Annotated in this window: 21 protein-coding genes; 13 read left to right on the top strand and 8 right to left on the bottom strand. The window is 69.4% G+C overall.

The annotated features are described in order from the left end of the window. Nucleotides 1-136: 136 nt before the first annotated feature. Nucleotides 137-607 (bottom strand): pyridoxamine 5'-phosphate oxidase family protein, encoded by a 471-nt coding sequence (locus ABD269_RS12915; protein WP_301890234.1) that lies wholly within the window; start codon nt 605-607, stop codon nt 137-139. Nucleotides 608-900: 293 nt separating this feature from the next. After that, nucleotides 901-2,589, bottom strand: coding sequence for an MFS transporter (locus tag ABD269_RS12910; RefSeq protein WP_344117976.1), 1,689 nt, complete (start codon nt 2,587-2,589; stop codon nt 901-903). A 229-nt stretch (nt 2,590-2,818) separates the two neighbouring features. Here ABD269_RS12910 and ABD269_RS12905 point away from each other — a divergent pair, with 229 nt between their 5' ends. Further along, a complete protein-coding gene (locus ABD269_RS12905) occupies nt 2,819-4,903 on the top strand; it encodes an alkyl/aryl-sulfatase (RefSeq protein ID WP_344117975.1) in 2,085 nt (694 codons plus the stop codon). A 348-nt stretch (nt 4,904-5,251) separates the two neighbouring features. On the opposite strand, the gene ABD269_RS12900 is transcribed toward ABD269_RS12905, so the two are convergent. Further along, nucleotides 5,252-5,743 (bottom strand): hypothetical protein, encoded by a 492-nt coding sequence (locus ABD269_RS12900; protein WP_344117974.1) that lies wholly within the window; start codon nt 5,741-5,743, stop codon nt 5,252-5,254. A gap of 429 nt (nt 5,744-6,172) precedes the next feature. Here ABD269_RS12900 and ABD269_RS12895 point away from each other — a divergent pair, with 429 nt between their 5' ends. From ABD269_RS12895 to ABD269_RS12870, 6 genes are all read left to right on the top strand, one after another. After that, on the top strand, nt 6,173-7,549 hold the full coding sequence (locus ABD269_RS12895; protein ID WP_344117973.1) for a condensation domain-containing protein: 1,377 nt from the start codon (nt 6,173-6,175) through the stop codon (nt 7,547-7,549). 41 nt (nt 7,550-7,590) lie between these two features. Next, entirely contained in the window at nt 7,591-9,633 is a 2,043-nt protein-coding gene (locus ABD269_RS12890; RefSeq protein WP_344117972.1) for an alpha/beta fold hydrolase, read from the top strand. A gap of 16 nt (nt 9,634-9,649) precedes the next feature. After that, the gene (locus ABD269_RS12885; protein ID WP_344117971.1) at nt 9,650-10,417 is read left to right on the top strand and encodes a class I SAM-dependent methyltransferase; all 768 of its coding nucleotides are present in this window, start codon (nt 9,650-9,652) and stop codon (nt 10,415-10,417) included. A 250-nt stretch (nt 10,418-10,667) separates the two neighbouring features. Further along, entirely contained in the window at nt 10,668-11,192 is a 525-nt protein-coding gene (locus ABD269_RS12880) for a PadR family transcriptional regulator (protein WP_344117970.1), read from the top strand. Then, nucleotides 11,189-11,881, top strand: a complete 693-nt coding sequence (locus ABD269_RS12875; protein ID WP_344117969.1) for an ABC transporter ATP-binding protein — start codon at nt 11,189-11,191, stop codon at nt 11,879-11,881. Before ABD269_RS12880 ends, ABD269_RS12875 begins: the two co-directional genes overlap by 4 nt. After that, entirely contained in the window at nt 11,878-14,202 is a 2,325-nt protein-coding gene (locus ABD269_RS12870; RefSeq protein ID WP_344117968.1) for an ABC transporter permease, read from the top strand. The genes ABD269_RS12875 and ABD269_RS12870 overlap by 4 nt, the downstream gene beginning before the upstream one ends. 135 nt (nt 14,203-14,337) lie before the next feature. On the opposite strand, the gene ABD269_RS12865 is transcribed toward ABD269_RS12870, so the two are convergent. Next, nucleotides 14,338-14,973 carry a hypothetical protein gene (locus tag ABD269_RS12865; protein WP_344117966.1) on the bottom strand — a complete coding sequence of 212 codons (636 nt, stop codon included), beginning with the start codon at nt 14,971-14,973 and terminating at the stop codon, nt 14,338-14,340. A 226-nt stretch (nt 14,974-15,199) separates the two neighbouring features. Next, nucleotides 15,200-16,078: a helix-turn-helix transcriptional regulator gene (locus ABD269_RS12860; protein ID WP_344117964.1), complete on the bottom strand. Its 879-nt coding sequence runs from the start codon at nt 16,076-16,078 to the stop codon at nt 15,200-15,202. A gap of 98 nt (nt 16,079-16,176) precedes the next feature. Between ABD269_RS12860 and ABD269_RS12855 the strand changes: the two genes are divergently transcribed. Beyond that, nucleotides 16,177-16,974 carry an NAD(P)H-dependent oxidoreductase gene (locus ABD269_RS12855; RefSeq protein WP_344117963.1) on the top strand — a complete coding sequence of 266 codons (798 nt, stop codon included), beginning with the start codon at nt 16,177-16,179 and terminating at the stop codon, nt 16,972-16,974. A gap of 62 nt (nt 16,975-17,036) precedes the next feature. Next, entirely contained in the window at nt 17,037-17,426 is a 390-nt protein-coding gene (locus tag ABD269_RS12850) for a RidA family protein (RefSeq protein ID WP_344117962.1), read from the top strand. A 101-nt stretch (nt 17,427-17,527) separates the two neighbouring features. Here the strand turns inward: ABD269_RS12850 and ABD269_RS12845 are convergent, their stop codons facing one another. Beyond that, nucleotides 17,528-18,760 carry an MFS transporter gene (locus ABD269_RS12845; RefSeq protein ID WP_344117961.1) on the bottom strand — a complete coding sequence of 411 codons (1,233 nt, stop codon included), beginning with the start codon at nt 18,758-18,760 and terminating at the stop codon, nt 17,528-17,530. Nucleotides 18,761-18,891: 131 nt separating this feature from the next. Here ABD269_RS12845 and ABD269_RS12840 point away from each other — a divergent pair, with 131 nt between their 5' ends. Next, nucleotides 18,892-19,821, top strand: a complete 930-nt coding sequence (locus tag ABD269_RS12840) for a LysR family transcriptional regulator (RefSeq protein ID WP_344117960.1) — start codon at nt 18,892-18,894, stop codon at nt 19,819-19,821. Here the strand turns inward: ABD269_RS12840 and ABD269_RS12835 are convergent. Then, nucleotides 19,815-21,059, bottom strand: a complete 1,245-nt coding sequence (locus tag ABD269_RS12835; RefSeq protein ID WP_344117959.1) for an MFS transporter — start codon at nt 21,057-21,059, stop codon at nt 19,815-19,817. The two genes, ABD269_RS12840 and ABD269_RS12835, sit on opposite strands and share 7 nt — an antisense overlap. A gap of 279 nt (nt 21,060-21,338) precedes the next feature. Between ABD269_RS12835 and ABD269_RS12830 the strand changes: the two genes are divergently transcribed. The 3 genes from ABD269_RS12830 (at nt 21,339) to ABD269_RS12820 (ending at nt 23,037) form a co-directional block, all read left to right on the top strand. Then, nucleotides 21,339-21,722, top strand: a complete 384-nt coding sequence (locus ABD269_RS12830) for a VOC family protein (protein ID WP_344117958.1) — start codon at nt 21,339-21,341, stop codon at nt 21,720-21,722. 150 nt (nt 21,723-21,872) lie between these two features. Then, nucleotides 21,873-22,106, top strand: a complete 234-nt coding sequence (locus tag ABD269_RS12825) for a VOC family protein (RefSeq protein ID WP_344117957.1) — start codon at nt 21,873-21,875, stop codon at nt 22,104-22,106. Nucleotides 22,107-22,194: 88 nt separating this feature from the next. After that, nucleotides 22,195-23,037 (top strand): TauD/TfdA dioxygenase family protein, encoded by an 843-nt coding sequence (locus ABD269_RS12820; protein ID WP_344117956.1) that lies wholly within the window; start codon nt 22,195-22,197, stop codon nt 23,035-23,037. Between the two features lie 22 nt (nt 23,038-23,059). Here the strand turns inward: ABD269_RS12820 and ABD269_RS12815 are convergent, their stop codons facing one another. After that, nucleotides 23,060-23,863 carry an alpha/beta hydrolase family protein gene (locus tag ABD269_RS12815; RefSeq protein ID WP_344117955.1) on the bottom strand — a complete coding sequence of 268 codons (804 nt, stop codon included), beginning with the start codon at nt 23,861-23,863 and terminating at the stop codon, nt 23,060-23,062. Nucleotides 23,864-23,927: the final 64 nt, after the last annotated feature.

Below are 23,927 nucleotides of genomic sequence, written 5' to 3'. Positions count from 1 at the left end.
CGGTGGAGCCGGCCGGAGCCGGTGAGGCTATGGGAGCCGTTCGGACGAAAACGTCGATATCTGCCATGAATTCCTGCTCGCTTCGGGTGCGGGGTGTGTCATGTCATCCATTGCCTGACGTGCGCCGTGCGGGGCGTCAGCCGCTCTTGCCGTCCTCGGCGAACTCGGCGGCGAAGGCCGCGAAGTTCGCGGTGCGCCAGTGCTGCGGGCGCATGCGGAAGGTGATGTCGTCCTTGAGCTGATCCGCTGTCGCCGCCAGGTACGCCCGGGCCTCCTCGGGGTCCAGATAGCGGCGGGCCATGGCCTCGCGCAGGACCGGGTCCACCGGGTCGGTGACCGAGGTGATGGGGCCCTCCACGCTGACGTACCGGTACGGCCGGTTCTCGTCCTGCACGCACAGGCTGAACCGGCCCGCCGCGCGCAGGAGCCGGGCCTTGATCGTTTCCCGGCCGGTCTGCACGACGACCTCCCCGCCGGGCTCGTAGTGGTACCAGACCGGCACGAGCAGGGGCGCGCGGGTGCCTCGGGTGTCGGTCGCACCCAGAACGCCGACGTGCAGGTCAGCGAGGAAGCGTGCGCGTTCGTCGTGCGGCATGGTGGGCAGCATGGGTCGGTCTCCCTGTCTCGGTGGTGCTACTCGATGGCGCTGTGCGCGGTGGAGATCTCCGGGGCCGGACCCGTGCGACGGGACCGCGATCCGAGCGATCGGGCGGGCGAAATGCCCTGAAAAACAGATCTGTTGAGGGATTTACCATCAACAGTCTGGCTATGACGGGTTGTTCAGCTGATGAGACTGGACGTTTCTGCTCCGTCTGTCAACCACCAACATCACGCTCCGGCCAACCGTCGTCACGCAAGGGATGGCAACGTCGACGGCCTGTAGAGGTTGACGGCCGACGGCTAGCGGTCCCGGGTCCGGCCCGGCCGGGGGAGCAGGAAGGAGGCCAGGAGCGTGACCGTGAGCAGTCCGGCCTCGGCGCCCAGGGTGATCTTCATGGTTCCGGCGTAGCCGAGCCTGACCGCCGTCCGGCCGGCCTCGGCGGCAGGGCCGTCCGTCAGCCGACGGCAGGAGCCGGGCGGCGTCGCGGGATCCCTGGACTCCGCGGTCTCCCGCCCGCACTCGCGCAGGGCCGCGACGAGCGCGGACCGCTCCGCACCCGTCATCCCGGCGGAACCGAGCGCCCTGGGGGCGGCCGTGTCCGCGGCGCCGGCGACCTGGCCGCCGAGCACGGAGAAGAACACCGTGCCCAGCACCGCGACTCCCAGCGCGCTGCCCAGCTGCTGCACGGCGGTCAGCGTCCCGGCGGCCGAGCCCGTCTCGTGCGGCTCCACCGCGGCCAGCACCGTATGGAAGAACGGGCCCATCACCAGCCCCATCCCCAGCCCGATGACGACAAGCGCCGGCGCGCCATGCCACACCGTGACCCGCGCGCCGACGAGCTGGAGCGTGAGCGCGAACGCACCGGTGCCCAGCGTCATCACCACCACACCGGCCTGGACGAGCCCGCGGCCGAGCCGGTCGAGCGCCCCCGAGCCGTCCAGCACCTGCACGACGACGAAGCCGACGACGGTCCCCGCCGACCAGGGCAGCACGGCCAGACCCGCTTCGAGTGGCGTGGCACCGAGCCCCGACTGCAGGAACAGGCTGAGCACCAGCGAGAAACCCGCCACCGCGGCGAACAGGACAGCGCCCGTCGCCAATCCGCCCGAGAAGGCCCTCTTGCGGAACAGCCCCGGCACCACTAGCGGGTCGCCGCCGCGCCGCGCCGTGCGCGTCTCGTACCAGCCGAACAGCCCGAACAGGGCCACCCCGGCCGCCATGGACACGAACACCCAAACCGGCCAGCCCAGTTCCCGCCCCTGCACGAGCGGGAAGACGACCGGCAGCGCGGCGGCGGAGGCGAGCACCACCCCGACGAGGTCCAGCCGCGTCGCGGCCGTACGGCCCGACTCGGGCAGGAACCGCCACCCGCCGAACAGCGCGAGCAGCCCGAGCGGCAGGTTGATCAGGAAGACCATGCGCCAGCCGGCCCCGAAGAAGTCGGCGCTCACCAGCCATCCGGCCAGCACCGGGCCGCCCACATACGACAGTCCCATCACCGGCCCGTACATCCCGAACGCCTTGCCCGCCTCCCTGCCGTGGAACATCTCCTTGATGAGGCCGAGCCCCTGCGGGATCAGCACCGCGCCGAACAGCCCCTGCAGCCCGCGCGAACCGATCAACACCCCTGGCGACTGGGCCGCCGCGCACAGCAGCGAGGCGACCGTGAACCCGGACACCCCGACGAGAAACATCCGCCGACGCCCCACGACATCACCCAGCCGCCCACCGGTGATCAGCCCGACCGCCATCGCCAGCGCGTACGCCGCACCGAGCCACTGCGTCACACTCGTCCCGCCGCCCAGCTCGGCACGGATCGACGGCGCCGCGATGTTGGCCACCAACGCGTCGAGCATGTCCATCGCCTCAGCGGCGAGGATCACCCACAGAGCTACCCAACGCCATGCGTACGGCGGTGGCCCGAGCGGCTCGGAGACCTGCCCGGGGGCGGCGGATAAGACGACGTCGTCAGCGTAGGAGTCGGACATGGGAACGATCTTGCCCGGGAAGATCGGGAAAGAGGCGAACTCGCGTGCCGTTGGCGGGAAAGCGTGCCCTCTGCGCCAGCGGCTGATGGCCTCGCACTGATCAGCTTGGCCGGATCGGTTGCTTGTGCGTGCGTCACACACCTTCATACCGTCGCCTGTGTCATTGCACGGTTCACGCACTTCTTCCCCAGCGTGCGGTGATCCCGCATGTCCACAAGGAGGCAGACGCATGTCCGGACTCTCCGAACCCATCGAGCCTTCCGCGTCCGTCGCGGACGCGAACCGCAAGACGGGCACGGCGGTCAGGCAGGACAACGGGGACGACTTCAAGGACGCCCAGTACGGCCTGATAGCCGTGCCCGAAATCCCCGCCATCCCGTCCCGGAAGCACCCGGACAAGGTGGTGTGGAACTTCGAGGCGTACGAGTTCCTCGACCCGGGCCTGCGGGAGGATTTCCCGACGGTCAACGGGAGCCTGCTCCGGCAGGGGCAACTCACCCACATCGCCGGCCTGTTCCAGGTCGCGTCCTCCGGGAACCGTGCCATCTACCAGGTGCGCGGCTACGACCTGTCCAACATGACCATCATCGAGGGCGACACGGGCATCATCGTCATCGACCCGCTGGCCTGTTATGAGACAGCGAAGCACGCACTCAAGCTGTACCGGAACCATGTGTCGGACACACGGCCCATCGTCGCCGTCATCTACACGCACTGCCACGTCGACCACTTCGGCGGCTCCCGCGGCCTGTTCCACGACAAGAACGACACCCTCGAACCCGGCATCCCCGTCGTCGCCCCGGCAGGCTTCCTGGAGCACGCGGTCAGCGAGAACATCTACGCCGGCCCGGCGATGGCCCGCCGCGCGCAGTACATGTACGCGGCCCAACTGCCCAAGGCCCCGACGGGCCAGGTCGGCGCGGGCCTCGGGCTGACGATCTCCACGGGCGAGGTCTCGCTCATCCCGCCGACCGACTACATCGGCAGCGCCGAGGCGGTCCTGAGCAAGGACTGGTCGCCCGCGGACGTCATCCCGTGGACGCCGGGCCTGCACCGCCGCACGATCGACGGCGTCCGCTTCGTCTTCCAGCTCACGCCCGGCACCGAGGCACCCGCGGAGATGAACATCTACCTCCCCGAGCTGAGGGCGCTGTGCGCGGCGGAGAATGCGACGCACACCCTGCACAACATCCTCAGCCTGCGCGGAGCGCAGGTCCGCGACGCGCACGCCTGGTCGAAGTACCTCACCGAGATGATCCAGACCTTCGGGGAGCACACGGAGGTCGAGTTCGCCTCCCATCACTGGCCGCGCTGGGGCCGGGAGAACATCCTCACGTTTCTCAGCAACCAGCGGGACATGTACGCCTACCTCAACGACCAGACGCTGCGGCTGATCAACGACGGCTACACGGGCATCGAGATCGCCGAGAAGCTCCAGCACCTGCCTGCAGGGATCGCCGACCACTGGTACAGCCAGGGCTACTACGGCTCGCTGAGCCACAACTTCAAGGCCGTCTACCAGCGTTACATGGGCTGGTTCGACGGCAACCCCGCCCACCTGTGGAACCTGCCACCGAGCGAGTCCGGCGCGCGGTACGTCGCGGCGATGGGCGGCCCGCAGGCCGTCGTGGACGAGGCGCGAAGGGTGTTCGCCCTCGACACGACGGAGGGCTTCCGCTGGGCCGTCGAGATCCTCAACCACGTGATCTTCGCGGCCGGACGGGGCGACGGGAACCCGGAGGTACCCGAGCCGGTCCTGGAGCAGGCGAAACAGCTCCAGGCCCAGGTCATGACGCAGCTCGGCTACGGCGCCGAGAACGGCACCTGGCGCAACTTCTTCCTCACCGGCGCCGAGGAGGTCGTGGGCGGCCCGCAGCCGCTCATCACCACGCAGAGCTCCGCGGACCTGGTGCGCAGCACCAGCCTGGAACAGTACTTCTCGATGCTGGCCAGGAGCATCGACGGGCCGAAGGCCGCGGACGAGCAGCGGTCGCCGATCGTCCTGCGGTGGGTGATCAGCGACACCGGCCAGGAGTGCACGACTACGCTGCGGAACGGCGTGCTCGTCTACGTGGAGGGCGCCGACCGCTTCGCCGGCCCGCCGCAGGTCACGATCAAACTGACCCGGGAGACGCTGAACTCGCTCGCGGAGACGCCGCTGTTCCGGCGGAACTTCGACACGGCCGTGGACGCCGCGCCCCAGCAGATCGAGCTCAGCCCGGCTTCCGGCAAGGCGGCGGCGGACACGGTCTTCGGCTACCTGACGATCCCGGACCCGAAGTTCCCGATCGTGGGCCCCAAATTGACGAGCTGACGCACCGAGGGGGCGGGGTGTGTTGAGGTAATTTTCCGCCCATCGGAGGAATCTGGTGCGAACGCACCCTGGATGCGCCGCGGACGTGCAGGCTGTTCCGCATGACGGGGTGGCGGAGAACTGGATACGCGGTGATGATGGCCACGGCTGCCGTGCTCACGGTGACGGGCGGGGCGGCGGCGGACGACGGGGGCGCGCATGCCGCGATAGGCAACACGTCCTTGACCGCCGTCCTGCACAACCTGCCACCGCTGCTGCCGCCGCATCCGCTTTCGCATGTTGCTGTGAACGCGCTGGGCGGCGCCGCGAAAGCGGAAGTGACGGACAACGGCCAGGGATGCCTGGACATCACCGCGGAGGTTCTGAGAGCGAATGCGGAGGTGTGGCTGAAGTGCCGTAAGGCGGCGCCGCCTGCCCCCGCGCCTCCGGCGTCCGCCCCACCGCCGGCTCCAGCACCACCCGCGCCAGCACCACCCGCCCCCGCTCCGCCTGCACCAGCACCACCCGCCCCTCCCAATCCCGGCCCCCCGGCTCCCGTACCGCCGCCGGGGCCGGGAGCTCCGGCTCCGGCGCCACCTGCTCCTGCTCCACCCGCACCGCCCGCCCCACCGGCCCCTGCGCCTCCGGCTCCCGCCCCCGTGCCTCCACCGCCTCCGCCCGGTGCCCCGGCGCCCGCACCTCCTGCCCCAGCCCCGCCGCCTGCTCCCGCTCCGGTGCCGCCTGTGCCCGCCCCGCCACCAGCCGTACCGCCCGTGCCTCCGGCTCCGGCTCCTCCGGCCCCCGCGCCCGTACCCCCGCCTCCCGCGCCCGCGCCGCCCCCGGCACCCGCTCCCGCACCACCCGCCCAACTCCCGCCGGGCCCCGCCCCCATCGCCAACGCGCCGTCCCGCCCCGCCCCGGCTCCCGCGGCGGTCCCGCCGATCTCGGCCCCGAAGGCACCCGCTCGCCCGCAAGGTTCCACGGGCCACCACCCCATCTACCGGAATGCCGTCCCGTCGATGAACAAGAAGCAGGTTCACGGCATTTCGATGGTCACGTTCACTCTGCTGCTCACCACCCCGGCCATCCTGGCGGCGGCACTGCTGCGGCCGCGCTCGGGCGTCCGGCGAAACCGGTGATCGACGCTTCCTGAAGGCCGGGCACTGGGGCGCTGTCCACAGGCCCCGGTGCCCGGTGCGTGCCTGGCCCGTATCCGTCCAGCTGGTTGGCTCGTTGGGCCGAACGGTGGCAACGGGAGGAGTCGTCGTGCTTCAGGTGTCCGTCGAAGACGTGGAGTTCGCGCCCGGACACATCTTTGAATGGCAGATGGTTTCCGCGAAACGGAGCCTCTCCGAGAAGCCCGCGCAGCAGCTCCAGACCACGACGTACAACCAGGCAAAACATTTCGCTGTCGCGCAGGGCGCCCGAAGCGCGAACGACATGATTTCCGCCTACGTAGCGGGGACTTTCGAAATCCCCGGGGTGCTCGACCGCTCGGCACTCGAGTCGGCGCTGCTGTATTTCGTGCGGCGCCACGAGGTGCTGCGCTGTACCTTTCAGCAGCTCGCGGGTGATCTGTCCTGTGACATCCTCGAACCGGACGACGTCAAGCTGGAACTCATCGACAGAGGGAGTGCCGACTCCGCCGCCGAACTCCGGGCCTTCCTGCACGAGTTCTTTCAGAAGGTCGACACTCTGTCCTGGCCGCTGATCCTCATGGGCGCGGTGATCAGGGACGAGTCCACCACGGTGTACTTCGCCTGCGACCATCTCGTGACCGACGGATTGTCGACACCGATCGCCGTGAACGACATCGCCACGGCCTACGCGGCGTTCTCACGAGGCCATCAGCCGGTGCTCCCCGAGGCGGGAAGCTACCTCACCTTCAGCCGTGAGCAGCGCCGTCGTAGCGGTTCGATGGGCGTCGAGGACAGCAGGCTGGACCACTGGAAGGCGTTCATGGCGCGCGGCGGCGCCTTCTTCCCGCCGTTCCCGCTGGATCTCGGGGTCGAACCGGGCTGTATGTACCCCACTGTCAACGACGCGGGAATGCTGCTCGCCGCCGATGAGGTGGAGGCGCTCGAAGCCCGTTGCCGGGCGGCGGACGGAAGACTGTTCATGGGCCTCCTGGCCGCCGTGGGAGTCTCCCTCAGGAAGGAGGGCGGGCCGGACGTCTACCGAGGAGTCATGCCGGTCAGCGAGCGGGGCCGGGGTTCCTATGCCCACACCATGGGCTGGTTCATCAACACGATGCCCATCGAATTCTCTGTGGCGGAGGGCAAGTCCTTCGCGGAGATCATGGGCAACGTACGGGCCGCGTTCGACGAGATGCAACGGCACGCCGATGTGCCCTTCGTCAAGGCATGGCATCTGCTGGCCCCGGTGGAGTACACGACGATCCGCTACTGGCCGTACGCCGTCAACTTCTTCTCCTATCTCGACTTCAGGAAGTCCCCAGGGTCACGGAATCACGCCGTCTGGAAGGCCAGGGAACATATCTGGGCGTCGCGCAGCAACGGCATCTGCTTCTGGTTCCATCGGAACGACGCCGGGCTCTACATGAACTCGATCTTCGTCGACACGCCACAGGCCCGTCACACCAAGGCCGCACTCGGGCGAACCCTGACGCGGACTCTGGAGACCATGGCGCGTTCCGGAACGTTCTGACCGGCAAATCCCTTGTGGGGGCGAAGGAGCGCAGTGTGAGGATGAGCTGGATCGTCCGGCTGATGGCAGCTTGGGCGCCGGGCCCCGCCCATCCTCGGCCGGTGGTCCTGGTGAACGGCACCCTGGAGAACGTCTACGCCACCTGGTCACGGCTCGCCCCACAGCTGCGAAGCGACGGCTACTGCGTGTTCGGGTTCAACTACGGTGGCGTCGAGGGCAGTCCGTTCCAGCAGCTGGGGCCGATGCGGGACTCAGGACGGCAACTCGCCGCCTTCGTAGACCGGGTGCGCGCCGCGACCGGTGCCCCGAAGGTGGACCTCGTCGGTCACTCCCAAGACGGTCTGCTGCCGCTGTACTACATCAACCGCCTGCACGGCCGGTCCAAGGTCGCCCGCATGGTTGGTATCGAACCTGCCAGCCAGGGCGTGCACGTGTACGGTCTGCTACCGCTCGCCGGTCGCACACCCGGTCTTGCGAGGCACAACTCCCGCGCGCGGCGAACGTCGTCAACATCCTGGCCCAGGACGCGTGCCCACTCGACCTCACCGACCACTTCAACGCCGTCTACGACGACATCACCCTGCGCCTGGTCCGCAACGCCCTCGACCCGGACCGTTCCGTGCCGCCCCTATGCCACGCCGTACTGCCCCTCCTGCTGTGACAGCGACAGAAAGGCTGTTCGTCCGGTGCTTCAGATCCCCGTCGCAGAACTGGATGTCTTCCCTGGGTGCGCCGTCGAATGGAGGGTGCGTGCCATGGAACCGCGCGGTGCGGCAGAGGCGGCGCGACCACGTGGAATCGCTTCGTACAACCAGGAGGAGGGATTCACCACGGCTCAGGACGCTCATGGGGCGGACGACCCCGTGTTCGTCCATGAGGTGGTCACCTTCGAAATTCAGGGCCGCCTTGACCGCCCGGCGCTCGATTCGGCGCTGCTGTATTTCGTGCGGCGCCACGAGGTGCTGCGCTGCACCTTTCAGCAGCTCGCCGGTGATCTGTCCTGTGACGTCCTCGAACCGGACGACGTCGCGCTCGAAACGATCGACTCGGGGTACTTCGATTCGTCGGTCGAACTCCGTTCCCACCTGGCCCGGTTCATCAGGAAGATCGATGCGCTGTCCGGGCTGCTGTTCGTGATGGGGGCGGTGATCGGCGATGAACGCACCACGGTGTATCTGGCCTTCGACCATCTCGTGACCGATGGGGTGTCGGCATCGATCGCCGTGCATGACGTCGCCACGGCCTATGCGGCGTTCTCATGCGGCCGGCAGCCGGTGCTCCCGGAAGCGGGAAGCTACCTCACTTTCAGCCACGAGCAGCGCCGCCGTATCGGGTCGATGGATGTCGATGACGACCGACTGGACCACTGGAAGGCGTTCATGGCGCGGAACGGCGACTTCTTCCCGCCGTTCCCGCTGGACCTCGGCCTTGAGCCGGGCCGGATGTACCCCGCGGTCAACGAGACGGACACGCTGCTCGCCGAGGTCGAGGTGGAAGCGCTCGAAGCCCGGTGCCGGGCGGCGAACGGGAGGCTGTTCATGGGTCTCCTGGCCGCCGTGGGGATTTCCCTCAGAAAGGAGGGCGGGCCGGAGGTCTACCGGGGATTCATGCCGGTCAGCGGACGCGGGCAAGGTCCTTACACGCACTCCATGGGCTGGTTCGCGAACCCGATGCCCATCGAGTTCTCCGTGGCGAAGGGCAAGGACCTCACCGAGGTCATGACCGACGTGCGGACCGCGTCCAGCGAGATGCGGAAGCATGTCGACGTACCCTTCGTGAAAGCGCTCCACCTGCTGGCTCCCCAGTACTCCGCGATGAGCTCCTGGCCGTACGCCGTGAATCTCTTTTCCTATCTCGACTTCAGGAAGACCCCGGGATCGGGGAACCACGCCGCGTGGAAGGCCAGGAAGCATGTCTGGGTGTCGCACAGCAATGGCATCTGCTTCTTCTTCCACCGGAACGACACCGGTCTGTGTGTGAACTCCGTGTTCGCCGACACTCCGCAGGCGCGGCACACGAAGGAAGCGTTCAGGGAGACGCTGTCGCGGACGCTGGAAAACATGGCGCGCTCCGGAACGTTCTGAGCGGGTGCGGAGAATCATGACGCTTGCAGAACCGGACAACAGCTCCCGGCCGATCGCGGCATCGGCGCAGTACGACACCGTGGGTGAGAAATACGCGGCCTTCAAGCGTCGGCACGTCCCCGTTCCCGAGGAGCACACCGTGCGCCGCCTCCTCCGGGACATCCGTGGAGCGCGCGTGCTCGATCTGGCTTGCGGATTCGGTCACTACACCCGGCTCGTCAAAGAGCTGGGCGCGGCGACGGCCGCCGGGGTGGACATCTCCGGTGAGATGGTGGCCCTCGCCCGCCGGGCGGAGAGCGAGGAGCCCCGGGGTATCACCTACCACGTGCACGACGTGGCCCGCATGCCGTGCCTGGGCTCCTTCGATGTCGCCACCGCGGTATGGCTGTTCAACTACGCCTCCAGCATCCATGAGATGACACGGATGTTCCGTGGAATCCGCACGAACCTCACCCCGGGAGGGCGTCTCGTCGCGGTCACCGTCGGACCGGACTTCGACCCGTACGGCCCGAGCTGGGAGCCCTACGGACTGCGCGTCATGGCTGCGGAGACCCTGCAGCGGAAGACCGATCTGTCCGTGCAGATCCTGACCGACCCGCCCACGGAGCTGCGCTTCACGCGCTGGGACCGGCAGGCGTACGAGGAATCGGCCGGCGCGGCAGGCTTCACCGAGTTGACCTGGCACCCGGCCATGATCCCGGAGGGCGTCGTCAAGGCGAAGGGCGAATCTTTCTGGGCGGTCTATCGGGCGAACCCGTTTCTCGTGGCTTTCGAGTGCTCCTGATGCTTCCGGCGCCAGGGTGACCCGCCCGTAGGCCGGACGCCGCCCCATCCGGTAGCCGGTCATGCGCAATGCGTGATTTCAGTGGGATTCGATCATGTCTATTCCGTTATAGGGTGTTTCATTCTCCCGCAGCGGCCCTCGAGAAGCCTATGCACCCTGTGTATACATGATGTGTATAGTCGTTTCTCGTGAGGCAGGGCGCCCAATGCCACGGCGCTGCGCACACTCGGCACCGGAGAAAGGCACACCCATGTCCATCGGCCACACCCTTCTCGGGCTCCTCGAATCGGGCCCATGCCATGGGTACGACCTGAAGCGCGCCTTCGACGAGAAGTTCGGGCACGACCGTCCGCTGCACTACGGGCAGGTCTACTCGACCATGTCCAGGCTGCTGAAGAACGGCCTCGTCGAGGTCGACGGCGTCGAGGCCGGCGGTGGTCCGGAACGGAAGCGGTATGCCATCACCGCCGCCGGGGTCACCGACGTCGAGACGTGGATCAAGCAGCCCGAGAAGCCCGAGCCGTATCTGCAGTCGACGCTCTACACCAAGGTCGTCCTCGCCCTGCTGACCGGTCGCGACGCGGGCGATGTCGTCGACACCCAGCGCGCCGAGCACCTTCGCCTGATGCGCGGCCTCACCGAGCGCAAGCGGCACGGGGACCTGTCCGACCAGCTCATCTGCGACCACGCCCTGTTCCACCTCGAAGCCGACCTGCGCTGGCTCGAGCTGACCGCCGCACGACTCGACCAGCTCGCCACGGAGGTACGTTCATGATTCCCGAAGGCTCCCTGCTCGTCGCCCGCGACCTGCACAAGGCCTACGGCCCCACGCCGGCACTCGACGGCGCGGAGTTCTCCGTCCACCCGGGCGAGGTCGTCGCCGTGATGGGGCCCTCCGGCTCCGGCAAGTCGACACTTCTGCACTGCCTCGCCGGGATCGTCATGCCCGACTCCGGCACCATCACCTACGACGGCCGTGAGCTCTCCGCGATGCCGGACGCCGAACGCTCCGCCCTGCGGCGCACCGAATTCGGCTTCGTCTTCCAGTTCGGCCAGCTGGTGCCGGAGCTGACCTGTGTCGAGAACGTCGCGCTGCCCCTCCGTCTGAACGGCGTCAAGCGCAAGGAGGCCGAGCGCACGGCGCTGCACTGGATGGAGCGCCTGGAGGTCGCCGACCTCGGGCACAAGCGCCCCGGCGAGGTCTCCGGCGGCCAGGGGCAGCGCGTGGCCGTGGCCCGCTCTCTCGTGACCTCGCCGAGGGTCGTCTTCGCGGACGAGCCGACCGGCGCGCTCGACTCGCTCAACGGCGAGCGCGTGATGCAGCTCCTGACCGAGGCGGCCCGCTCGACGAACGCGGCCGTCGTCCTCGTCACGCACGAGGCCCGGGTCGCCGCCTACTCGGACCGCGAGGTCGTCGTACGCGACGGCAAATCCCGGGACATGATGATGGAGCACACCGTATGAGCCGGCTCTCCGACCTCGCGCTCGGCACCAAGTTCGCGCTCTCCGGCGGCCGTGAGGGCTGGACCCGCACCCTGCTCACCGCGGTCGGCGTCGGCCTCGGCGTCGCGCTGCTGCTCGCGACGACCGCGATCCCCAGCGCGCTGAGCAAGCGGGACGCGCGGGACAACGCGCGCAACGACTTCGGCGCCGCCGCCGTGTCCGTACCGTCCGCCGACCCCCTGCTCATCGGCCGCACCGACACCAAGTTCCAGGGCAAGGACATCCGCGGCCGCCTGCTGCAGCCCGAAGGCCCCAAGGCACCCGTGCCGCCCGGCCTTTCGGGGATCCCGGGCGACCGGGAGATGGTGGTCTCCCCGGAGCTCAAGTCCCTGCTGGACTCGCCCGGCGGCGCACTGCTGCGCGAACGGCTGCCGTACAAGGTGACCGGCACGATCAAGGACACCGGACTGCTCGGCCCGCACGAGATGGCCTACTACGCGGGCAGCGACGCCCTCGGGCCCCGCCTGGCGGCCGAGGGCGACCAGAGCGGCGTCACCCGGGTGACGGGCTTCGTCGACAAGGGCGCGGGGGAGAAGATCGATCCGGTCCTCGCCCTGCTCATCGTGATCATCTTCGTGGTGCTCCTGATGCCCGTCGCGGTGTTCATCGCGGCCGCCGTACGCTTCGGCGGCGACCGGCGCGACCGGCGCCTCGCGGCCCTGCGCCTGGTCGGCGCGGACCGCCGCACCACACGCTGGATCGCCGCCGGCGAGGCACTCGCGGGCTCGGCGCTCGGCCTGGTCCTCGGCGCGGCGTTCTTCATGATCGCCCGCCAGTTCGTCGGCGACATCTCGGTCAACGGCCTCAACGTCTTCCCGGCCGACATCGACCCCAACCCCCTGCTGGCCCTGTCGGTCGCGGTCGTCGTCCCGACGGCGGCGGTCGGGGTCACCCTTCTCGCGCTGCGCGGTGTCACGATCGAGCCGCTGGGTGTGGTCCGCAACTCGGTGCCGCGCAAGCGCCGGGTGTGGTGGCGGGTGCTGCCGCCGCTGGCGGGTCTCGCGCTCCTGGTCCCGATGACGGGGCGGGGTCGCGACAACGGCACGTTCAACCAGGTCCAGGTGGTCTCCGGCACCGTACTGCTCCTCATCGGCGTCACCGCGCTGCTGCCCTGGCTCGTGGAGGCGGTGGTGCGCAGGCTCGGTGGCGGCGGGGTCAGCTGGCAGCTGGCCGTCCGCAGGCTGCAGTTGACCTCCGGTACGGCGGCCCGCCTGGTGAACGGCATCGCGGTGGCGGTGGCCGGGGCGATCGCGCTCCAGATGATGTTCAGCGCGATCGAGGGCGACTATGTGAAGCGCAGCGGTGCGGACACCAACCGTGCCCAGATGTCCGTGCCCATGGGCGAGGTCGCTCCGGAACGGGCTGCTCAGCAGATCCAGGCGCTGAAGAACACCAAGGGCGTCACCGGCACGACCACCCTGGGCTACGCCAACCTGGGCGAGAAGGCGAAGGACCCGAACCACTCCACCGACATGACGATCGGCGGCTGCGCGGAGCTGCGCGAGGTGGCCGAGCTGCCGTCCTGCAAGGACGGCGACGTCTTCCTCGCCAGGGGCGGGGAGTACAGCGGGGATCCGATCCCGGCGGGCGCCAAGCTGTATGTCGACCCCTCCTACAGCGACCGCAGCGGTGTGGCGCTCCCGTGGACCGTGCCGGCGAACGCCCAGGAGGTACAGGCACGGACGGACCCGTCGGGCTACCGCCGCAATGGCATCCTCGCCACCCCGGGCGCGGTCCGCTCCGTGGCGAAGGCACCGATGCGCTACACCACGTACGTGCGGCTCGACCCTCGCGACCAGCAGGCCACGGACCGGGTGCTGAACTCCGCGACGGCCGCCGACCCGCTGACCGTGGCCTACTCGCTCAACGCGTACGAGACCTCGAACCGCTTCGCGGGAGTCCGCAAGGGCCTGTACATCGGCGCGACGGCGGTCCTGCTGCTGATCGGCGCCAGCTTGCTGGTCTCCACCTTGGAGCAGTTGCGCGACCGCAAGAAGCTGCTCTCCGCCCTGGTCGCCTTCGGCACCCGTCGCACCACGCTCAGCTGGTCGGTCCTGTGGCAGACCGCCGTCCCCGTCGCACTCGGCCTCGTCCTCGCGACCGGGGTGGGACTCGCACTCGGGGCGGTGCTGCTGCGGATGGTGGGCAGACAGATCGTGGTGGACTGGCTGCCGGTGGGGGCCATGGTGGGAATCGGTGCAGGGGTGGTCCTGTTGGTGACCGCTCTGTCGCTGCCCTCGCTGTGGAAGCTGATGCGCCCGGACGGGCTGCGCACCGAATAGCGGTCGGACCGCGGCCCCTTCCAAACTCTTGGCAGGGGCCGCGGTGCATGGCCCGAGGGCCGGGGCCACGTCACCCGTTCATGGGTGGACGCAACCCCGCGCGACGCACAGTGTGTGAGGCGCACCGGCCTCCGGTCAGGCCTCGGCCGTGGCCTTCTCCGTGGTGGCCGCGGGCTCGGACACCGGCGACGGGGCAGCCGTCCCGGAAGCCGCACCCGTGGGCGCGGTGTAGAACACCGACCCCTGCTTCCGCTCGCGGTCCAGACGGCCCTTGGCGACGAGTGCTTCCACCGTGTTGCGCACCACCTGGGCACTCACCGTGCGTTCCGGGTGGGCCTGACCCAGCTCGTTGACGACCTCGCTGACCATGCGCGGCTGGTGGTGTCGGGTGAGGAGACCGAGAACCAGCTCGCCCAACGTGGGTCCGTCGCTCTTCCTGGTCCGCCCGCCGGACGCCTTAGGCGTTTCCGCGCTCTTGGCCTGCGCCGGCTTCTTCCGGCGGACGGGTGTGTCGGCCGCCTTCTTCGCCCGGCGCGGACGCGGAACGCTTCCCCCGGCCGCCTCGCTCGCGGCGGCGTCGGCCGTCTTACCAGGGGCAGCCTTCTCCCCGGCCACCGTGCCCCGCATGCCGGACAGCCACGCGTGCTCCTGCGCCAGCTGCTCAAGGCGTGCGCGGAGCGTTTCCTGCTCCTTCTCGTTGTTCTCCAGGTCGGCTGCGAACTGTGCCGCATACCGGGTCCGGATGCTGGCGTCGTCCATTCCGTCGGTCATGACCGCTCCTTCTGCTGGACTGGTGTGTTGCTGCGGGATGTTACTCACTCGGACAGGGTGGTAGTGACCATCTGCCGAGCAATGACCTTTTTCACCGCACATGGCAGCACCATGGGTGTCGGGATATCGGAGGGCAAGGTTTGCGTACGGTCGGGGTCGCCGGACGCCTCGAACGTACGTGGATCGCGACGTGCGACGGCCGAACCCCTTATCGACTCGGTGCCCCTCACCCGGCCGTCCCCGCCAGCCGGGTGAGGGCGGCGGCCTCCGCACTGCCCTCCTCGGCGCTGAACACGTGCACGATCAGCCCCGTTTCGCCGGGCGCGGCCGGTACGTGCAGTGTTTCGAAGTCCAGGGTGAGCAACCCGGCCACCGGGTGCCGCAGCCGCTTGCGCCCCGCCGCGCACATCACCACCTCGCCGCTGTCCCAGATCCGCCGGAACTCAGCGCTGAGCGAGGACAGTTGCGTGATGAGCGCGGTCAGTTCCACGTCGTCGGGGTAGCGCCCCGCGGCGACCCTCAACTGACCCACGCACTCCGCCGCCCTGGCCTCCCACTCGGGGAAGACCTCCCAGGAAGCGGGGTCGAGGAAAAGGTATCTGGCGTTGTTCCGGTCGCGGCGGTCCGGATCGTCCAGGCCACCGGTCAGTTCGGCGCCCAGGCCGTTCCAGGCCACCACGTCGAGACGGTGGTTCGTCACGAACGCCGGGAAGCGGTCCATGGAATCCAGGACGCGCTGCAACAGGGGACTGACCCGGGCCCTGGGGGCCGGGCCGCGCCTGGCGTCGGCCAGGGTGGCGAGGTGCCTGCGCTCCGCCGCGTCGAGGCCGAGCGCCCCGGCGAGCGCGTCGAGCACCTCGGGCGACGGCTGGGTGGCCCGGCCCTGTTCGAGGCGTACGTAATAGTCCACGCTGATCCCCGCGAGCTGGGCCAGCTCCTCGCGGCGCAGCCCGCGCACCCTCCGCCGACGGCCACTCGCGAGCCCCACGTGCTCCGGCGCGACGCGCCCGCGGCGGGCACGCAGAAAGCCGCCGAGTGCCCGTCGGGTGTCGCCGATTCCGCTGTCGGTGCCGTCTGTGTGCTCTATGTGGTCCACGCCGTCCATGGGCCCAAGTATGCGTGGTCCTCGCAGTACCAGGATTGACGATCCACCGGTCGAACCGGGTGCTGGCTACCCGGTCGCGCCCGGGAGAACGTTGGCGCATGACCACAACCACGCCGCAGCCGTGCAAGAAGATCCTCGTCGTCAGCGCCCACCCGGAACCCCGTTCGCTCAACGCCGCTCTCACCACCTTCGCGGTCGAGCACCTGCGCGCCGCGGGGCACGAGGTGCGGGTGTCCGACCTCTATGCGATGAAGTGGAAGTCTGCCGTGGACGCTGATGACTTCCCCGACCACGCCGGGGACCGGCGACTGCATGTGATGGCCGCCTCCGAGCGGGCCACGCTGGCGGGCCGGCTGTCGCCGGACGTCGCGGCGGAGCAGGAGAAGGTGCGTTGGTCGGACGCGGTGATCCTGCAGTTCCCGCTGTGGTGGTTCTCGGTGCCCGCGATCCTGAAGGGCTGGATCGACCGGGTGTTCACCAGCGGGTTCGGCTACGGCCCGGCTCTCCCTCCGCCCTACGGCGAGGGCAGCGCCCTGGCGGGGCGGCGCGCGCTGTTGTCGGTGACGGCCGGCGCCCGGGAGTCGTCGTTCTCCGACCGGGGCATCCACGGGCGGCTTACGGACGTCCTCCACCCGGTGCAGCACGGTCTGTTCTGGTTCACCGGCATGGCACCGCTCGAACCGTTCGCGGCGTACGGCTCGAACGACCTGTCCGCGGAGCGGTTCGCGGCGGCGAAGCGGGAGTACGGGCGACGCCTCGACGGCCTCTTCACGGACGAGCCGGTCCCCTTCCGGTCGCTCGTCGGCGGCGACTACGACCACGACATGCGGCTGCTGCCGGGTGTGGAGGCGCCGGGGGCGAACGGGCTGGAGTTGCATGTCCGCCCGCGCGGTTGAGGGGGCGGGTGCATCAGGTGCCGTGATGGACGTATCGGTGCTGATCACTTAGCGTTCGGCACATGACAGAGCGACGCGCGATCCTCAGCGGCTCGACGTTCGAGGAGCAGATCGGCTACGCCCGTGCCGTGGTCGACGGCGACTTGGTGCACGTGTCCGGGACGACGGGTTTCGACTACACCACGATGACGATCTCCGACGACGTGGTGGAGCAGACCGAACAGTGCCTGCGCAACATCGAGGCCGCCCTGACCGAGGCGGAATGCACCTTCGCCGACGTCGTACGCGTGCGGTATCTCCTCCCCGACCGCAAGGACTTCGAGCCCTGCTGGCCGTCCCTGCGCCGCGCCTTCGGCGAGTTCAGACCGGCCGCCACGATGCTGGTGTGCGGCTTGGCCGACCCCCGCATGAAGATCGAGATCGAGGCGTACGCACGGCGGCCCGGGGCGTAGCTCCGGGGTTGCTTGAGCAGGGTCTGGCACAGGGGCCAAACACATCCGGTTCGACTGAAGTCATGAGAGCTGACGTCGAATTCGAGGCTCAGTGGCCGTCCTCACGAGACAGTCGCGAGTTGCGGCGTGTGGTCACGCCGGGGGAGCAGGAGCGGGGTTGTCAGGATGAGGAGGCCGGCTATTGCGATCGCGGTGCGAGGGCCGGTGACAGCGGCGAGCAGGCCCCATAGACCCGTCATGGCCGCGGTCGTGGCCTTGCTGGTGACCGACCATGCGGACAGGGTGCGGGCGACCCGGTCCGCCGGGGTCCGGTCGAGCCGGTAGGTGGCGAGCACCGGGTTGAACACCGCACAGCAGGTGATCAGACCGAGCTCGACGGCCATGACGAGCACGAGCCCGGCGGTGCCGGGGCGGATGAAGGTCAGCCCGAGCAGCCAGCACGCTCGCAGTGTCCCGGCGGTGAGCATGACCTTGCGCTGACCGAAGCGCGCGACAAGCCGACGGGCCAGCCGTGAGCCGATCAGGCCGCCGACGCAGGGCACCGCGAAGGCGAGGAGGTACTGCCAGGGAGCGAACCCGAGGCGGCCGAGCATGAGGACGGCGAGCAGCGGCTGGGTCGCCATGAGGAGGCCGTTGAACAGGATCGTGTTGAAGAACAGGGGTCGCAGGGCCGGGTCGGCGAGGATGTACCGCCACCCGTCGGGCACGTCGCGGGCTCGCAGCCGTGGCCGCGCGTCGGCCTGCGCAGGGTGCGGCTCCGTGCCGCCGATCGCACGGATGCCCACGGCCGAGAGCAGGTAGCTGACCGCGTCGGCCACCACGGTTGTCACCGGGCCGAACAACGCGATCGCGGCCCCGCCGAGCGGCGGTCCGGCCATGGTGGCGGTCCAGGTCGTAGCCTCGAACCGGCTGTTCGCGACGAGCAGGTCCCGCGGCTGGACGAGTGCCTTCAGGCACGCGCCGGCGGCCGCGTTGAAGGTGATGTCGGCTGCTGCGACGACGACCGATACGACCAGGAGCTGGGTGAAGCCGAGCCAGCCGAGCGCGTACGCGGCGGGGACGCTCATCAGTGCCGCGAACCGGGTCAGGTCCATCGCGACCATCACCGGTCGTTTGCGGCGGAACTCCACCCACGGGCCGAGCGGCATCGCCACCGCCGCTCCCACCGCCAGTCCCGCGGCCGCCAGCGCGGACACCTCCGTCGGCCCGGCGTGCAGCACAAGGATCGCGATCAGGGGGAACGCGTCGAACGCGAGCCACGTACCGAACGCGCTGACCGTATACGCGGTCCACAGCCACCCGAACTGCCGCCCCAGCGACCGCCTGACCCCCATGCCCAGCACACCCCTCGCCGCCCCGCTCGAACGTTGACCAGGGACATCAAAGCCAGCAACACGTCGGCGGATCAAACAACCGAACCATGGAGCAAGCCACAACCATAAGTTGTGCAACTAGGATGACCGGCGTGAATCTCGATGCCGTGCGCACCTTCGTCGCTGTCGCGGACGTGGGGCAGTTCCAGGAAGCCGCCGCCAACCTGTCGATCACCCAGCAGGCCGTCTCCAAGCGCGTCGCCGGCCTGGAGAAGGACCTCGGTGTGCGGCTCTTCACCCGTACCGCGCGCGGAGCCAAGCTCACCATCGACGGGCAGGCGTTCCTGCCCCATGCCCGCGATCTCCTCCAGGCGGAAGAGCGGGCGGCGGCCTCCGTGCGGCCCGGCAGCCGTGCGCTGCGCGTCGATGTGATCGGCCGGCGGCTCGCGCCGGCGGACCTGATGCGCGGCTTCCATCGCGCGCACCCCGGGACACCACTCGACGTTGTGACTCTCTTCGACGCCGACGCGGCCATCGCCGCTGTCCGGTCGGGCACGATCGACGCGTCGTTCCGCGCCCTCACCCTCCCCGCGCGGCAGCTCCCCGACGGCGTCGAGGCCGTCCGGGTCCTCGACGAGCCCATCCAGCTCCTCACGGGACCGGCCCACGAGCTGGCCGCCGCCCGCACGGTCACACCCGCCCAGCTCGCCGGGCACCGGATCTGGATGCCGGGCATCGTCGCCGGGACCGAGTGGGCCGCGTACTACGACGACCTCGCCGCCGCGTTCGGGCTCACCATCGAGGTGACCGGCCCCGACTTCGGCACCGAGCCCCTCCTGGACACGATCGCCGACTCCCCGGCCCTCGCGACCTTCGTCGGCGAACAGACCAGCTTCGTCTGGCCCGCCGACCACGACTTGCGGCGCGTTCCCATGCACGACCCGACGCCGGTCTACCCGCACTCCCTGATCTGGCGCGGCGACAACCCGCACCCCGCGCTCGCCCTGCTCCGCGACCACCTCGGCTCCACACACACCGGCCACAGCGACGCCGGGACATGGACACCCAAGTGGGCTCAGTAACCCGCCACCGCAGTCCCGCCGCTCTCGGCCGGGGAGGGAGCGGGACCGGGGCGTGGGATCCGGGTGGACAGGGCGTGCACCCCGATCGCCAACGCTGTGACTGTCGCGCCGGCGGCGACGAACGAGCCTCGGGGTGAGAAACCGATGAGCAGCGGCAGCAGGAGTATGCCCGCCATGCTGCCCAGGCGGGTCGCGGTGTGTTCGACCGTCATCAGCCGCAGCCGTTCCGCGGGCGGGAAAGCCCCCAGGCGCGCCCGCAGGGTGACGGCCGCGACCGGCGCGACCAGTCCGGTCAGTGCCGACAGCAGTCCCAGCGCCGACACCCGCCCCACCAGCCCCATGCACGCGGTCGCCACCCCGTCCACCGCCCACGCGTAGCAGCAGACGGCGAGCCAGCCCGTGGGTCTCCAGTTGCCGGCCAGCGGATTGCCGACGAGCGCACCGACGCCGACAGCCGCCGTGACCAGGCCGTAGACACCCGCCCCCGCGCCGTAGCGGGTGGCGAGGAGTACGGGCATCCCCACGGTGGTCGCGGCCGAGCACAGCGGCACCAGGCCGTACACCCCGATCGCCAGCCCGACGTGAGGGTGGGCGCGGAGCAGCGGCCGCGCCCGTACCGACGACTTCACGGACACGGGCCGTCGGCCGGCCGCCACGCTGCCGTACCGGGAGAGCAGTCCGAGCACCGCCGCCGACACGGCGAACGCCACTCCGTTGAACACGAAGAGCTGGATCTTGGAGAACACCAGAAGCAGCAGGCCGGCGCTCGCCCGGCCGGTGATGAGGGCGATCCGTCCGGTGAGGTCGAACAGCCCGGTCACCTGCTGTACGTGCTCCCGGTCGGCGAGGGCCGGTACCAGCGCCTCCAGGTTCGGGTCGAAGAGAGCGGCGAGGACGCCGAGCAGCAGCACACCGGCGAACAGCACGCACGTACCCCGGCTGTCGGGCGACCAGAGGAACGGCAGGGCGACGGCCACGGCCGCGCGTACGGCGTCCAGCCACGCGAGCGCCCGGCACGAGGAGAAGCGGGCGACCGCACGCCGCCCCAGTGTGCCGAGGACGACATAGGGAGCCGACTCCAGGACCGCCACCAGCCCCATGAGCGAGGCCGAGCCCGTGCTCGCGTAGATGCTCCATATGACCGCGACGCCGTACACCCGCTCGCCGATGACGGAAAGGCCCCGGGCCAGCCACAGCATGAGCACGGGGGGCTTGCGCAGTAGCCGCAGGTACTCCATGAGCCCTCCTGACCGCACGACGCCGGGCCAGAAGCAACGGCCCCGACCGTACCGGAGGCCACCTTAGGGGGCAGGGCGGATCAAGGGTGTGTTTTCGGCTGTTCATTACCTAATGGTGCGATTCTGGGCAGGCTTGATGGATGGATCCGGTACAGAAGTACCGCAATAGCTACATGCTGTATGTCCGTATTGCGCATCGATCCGATCCGTCGTACAGTACAAATGTACTGAACGACGAAGTGGTCGCTATCCGACCTTCCCCCTCAAGGAGTGATCCTCATGAAGCCTCCGGCCATCGCCCCCTGCCTCGGCGTGACCGACACCCAGGCGACCGTCGATTTCTACGAGAAGCTCGGCTTCACCGCCCTGCCCGCCGGCAACGACCCGGACGACGACCTGCGCATCCTGCTCTTCGGCGGAGAATTCGCGCTGATGGTCTACCGCGACGCGCACCTGCGGGACTGGCTGCCGGTCCTCAAGGACACCCCGGTCGGCGCGTTCGGCATGTTCTACCTGGCCGTCGACGACTTCGACGCCTACGTCGAGCGCATCCGGCCCCTGGTCACCGTGACGAAGGAAGTGGAGCACCACGGCGACCGGATCTTCTACTTCACCGACCTCGACGGCTACGTCATCGGCGTCAACCAGAAGCGGACCCGGTGATCACCATGACGAAGAACACCGGCACAGCGGGCGCGGTCGTGAAGTGCGCGGCCTTCTGGGGCCACGACGGCAAGGTGCTCGCCGACTTCTACGCCGCCGCCCTGGGGTGGGAGGTCACCCAGACCTTCGGCGACGCCGCGGCGATGATCAGTGACGGCACGACGGCGTACGTCTTCTACACCGCCGAGTCCTTCAAGGCCCCCCAACTGGCCCGAGGACGAGCTCGTCTTCCATCTCGACCTGGCCTTCGACGACGTCGAGGCCGCCGAGAAGCGCCTCATCGGTCTCGGCGCCACCAAGCCCGCCCACCAGCCCGGCGGCGAGCACTGGACGGTGCTGCTGGACCCCTCCGGTCAGCCGTTCTGTATCAGCGCCAACGCTTGAGAGGGCGCGGTTCGGGGGGATGCGGATTGGCCGGAGAGGCGGTGGCGCTGCCGGTGGCGGATTAAGGATGCTGAAGGGGGAGGCTCACATGCAGATCCGTCAGCTCACGCCGTTCATCGGGTCCGGGATCACCGGGGTCACCTTTGAGGACTTGCAGCGCCCCGACGTCTTCGGCGCCCTCCACGAAACGCTGCGTCAGCGCGAGTTGATCGTGGTGCGTGACCTGGCCCTCACCCCCGAGCAGCAGGTCGTCCTCGCTCGCAAGATCGGCAGGCCGGTCCCCTTCCCCGACGTGAGGTACGGGCATCCGTCCTTTCCCGAGGTCACCGTCATGTCGAACGTCGTCAAGGGGAACAAGCCGGTGGGCGCGGCCCGCGCCGGGAACTACTGGCATCAGGACTCCACGTTCCTGACGGATCCGCCGGCCTATTCCATGCTGTACGGCGTCGACGTCCCGCACACCAGTGGCCACACGTTGTACGCCAACGCCTGCGACGTCTACGACCGCCTGCCGGACCCCTGGAAGACCAGGATCGACGGGCGCACGGCCGTGCACAGCTTCGCGGGACACTTCATCATCGGCCCGGAACATGCCGGTCTGTCCGTGGCCGAACTGCGGGACCTGATCGACATCAAACACCCTTCCGTCGAACAGCCGCTGGTCAGGTGCGACGCGTTCACCGGACGTCCCTACCTCTACGGTTGCCCTGAGTACCTGCGCACGGTGAACGGCTTCGACGCCAACCAGAACGAGGAGTTCTGCACCCTGCTCGACCACCTCATCCAGGATCCGGAGCACATCTACACACACCGCTGGTTGCCGAAGGACCTCATGGTGTGGAAAACAGCGACCACCTACCACGCGGCCACCCCCGTCGAGCCGGGGGTCCACCGCACCGTCCACCGCATCAGCATCGCTGCCCCTTCATGACGACGGCTCAGATGCCGAGCCTCTACGAGACGTGCGCGGACAGGCGGTTGAGGGTGGCGATCACGGTGCGGTTGGCCGGTGAGTGCGGCTCGATGGGGGTGTAGTGGCCGACCCCCGGAAGCGCGATGAGTTCGGCGTCCGGGTGCGCGGCGGCGTAGTCGGTGAACTGGCGGTGGGGGATCTCCTCGTCCACGGAGCCGTGCAGCACGACGGTCGGCACCCCGGTCGTGCCCGCGCCGCGGAGCAGCGTGAGCGGGTCCACGGAGGGGAGCCGGGAGGGTGCTTTGTCCACGCCTCCCAGGAGTTCGAGGGCGGCGCCGGAGCTGAGGTCTTCGCGGATCGCCCCGGCGAGGTCGGTGATGGGGGCGAGGGCGAGCACCGCCGCAGGCAGGTCGGTGGAGTGCCACGGTGAACAGTCCGGCAGCAGGCCGCGAGCGGCGGCCCACAGTGCGAGGTGGCCGCCGGAGCTGTGGCCGGCCAGGAGGAAGGGCCGACCGTCCGCGATACTGCTCATCGCCAGGGCGACGTCGTCGAACGTGACCGGGTAGCCCCCGGCCCCGCCCGGGCGGCGGAACTCCGGCAGGGCCGTGGTGAAGCCGTTCTCCGCGAGGTGGGCGGCAAACGGCGTCAGATGCGTACGGTCGTACCGCCAGAATCCGCCGTGCAGCAGGATCACCAGCGGGGCGCGGGGACCGTCGGTGGGCCACAGGTCGTACACCTGGTCGGGGTGGTCGCCGTACGCGTGGTGAACGGGCGCGGTGACCGGCTCCATCGACAGGACCCGGCGCTCCTCCTCGGCCGCGAAGGCGGAGATGCTCCTAGGCATGGTCGCGCGCCGCCCAGATCTCGGGGAACGCGGAACGGGCGGCTGTCGCACGGTCGTTGCGCCG

This window comes from Streptomyces blastmyceticus, assembly GCF_039521185.1.
GTDB classification, from domain to species: Bacteria; Actinomycetota; Actinomycetes; order Streptomycetales; family Streptomycetaceae; genus Streptomyces; species Streptomyces blastmyceticus.
This window is presented reverse-complemented; position numbering and strand designations above follow the sequence as displayed.

Bases quoted from the DNA above. Each gene is read 5' to 3' on its own strand.
- ABD269_RS12845 (WP_344117961.1), bottom strand. From the start codon at position 18,760: ATGGGGGTCAGGCGGTCGCTGGGGCGGCAGTTCGGGTGGCTGTGGACC.
- ABD269_RS12855 (WP_344117963.1), top strand. From the start codon at position 16,177: ATGACCACAACCACGCCGCAGCCGTGCAAGAAGATCCTCGTCGTCAGC.
- ABD269_RS12915 (WP_301890234.1), bottom strand. From the start codon at position 607: ATGCTGCCCACCATGCCGCACGACGAACGCGCACGCTTCCTCGCTGAC.
- ABD269_RS12905 (WP_344117975.1), top strand. From the start codon at position 2,819: ATGTCCGGACTCTCCGAACCCATCGAGCCTTCCGCGTCCGTCGCGGAC.
- ABD269_RS12820 (WP_344117956.1), top strand. From the start codon at position 22,195: ATGCAGATCCGTCAGCTCACGCCGTTCATCGGGTCCGGGATCACCGGG.
- ABD269_RS12865 (WP_344117966.1), bottom strand. From the start codon at position 14,973: ATGACCGACGGAATGGACGACGCCAGCATCCGGACCCGGTATGCGGCA.
- ABD269_RS12830 (WP_344117958.1), top strand. From the start codon at position 21,339: ATGAAGCCTCCGGCCATCGCCCCCTGCCTCGGCGTGACCGACACCCAG.
- ABD269_RS12870 (WP_344117968.1), top strand. From the start codon at position 11,878: ATGAGCCGGCTCTCCGACCTCGCGCTCGGCACCAAGTTCGCGCTCTCC.
- ABD269_RS12885 (WP_344117971.1), top strand. From the start codon at position 9,650: ATGACGCTTGCAGAACCGGACAACAGCTCCCGGCCGATCGCGGCATCG.
- ABD269_RS12890 (WP_344117972.1), top strand. From the start codon at position 7,591: ATGAGCTGGATCGTCCGGCTGATGGCAGCTTGGGCGCCGGGCCCCGCC.
- ABD269_RS12835 (WP_344117959.1), bottom strand. From the start codon at position 21,059: ATGGAGTACCTGCGGCTACTGCGCAAGCCCCCCGTGCTCATGCTGTGG.
- ABD269_RS12875 (WP_344117969.1), top strand. From the start codon at position 11,189: ATGATTCCCGAAGGCTCCCTGCTCGTCGCCCGCGACCTGCACAAGGCC.
- ABD269_RS12880 (WP_344117970.1), top strand. From the start codon at position 10,668: ATGTCCATCGGCCACACCCTTCTCGGGCTCCTCGAATCGGGCCCATGC.
- ABD269_RS12850 (WP_344117962.1), top strand. From the start codon at position 17,037: ATGACAGAGCGACGCGCGATCCTCAGCGGCTCGACGTTCGAGGAGCAG.
- ABD269_RS12860 (WP_344117964.1), bottom strand. From the start codon at position 16,078: ATGGACGGCGTGGACCACATAGAGCACACAGACGGCACCGACAGCGGA.
- ABD269_RS12815 (WP_344117955.1), bottom strand. From the start codon at position 23,863: ATGCCTAGGAGCATCTCCGCCTTCGCGGCCGAGGAGGAGCGCCGGGTC.
- ABD269_RS12910 (WP_344117976.1), bottom strand. From the start codon at position 2,589: ATGTCCGACTCCTACGCTGACGACGTCGTCTTATCCGCCGCCCCCGGG.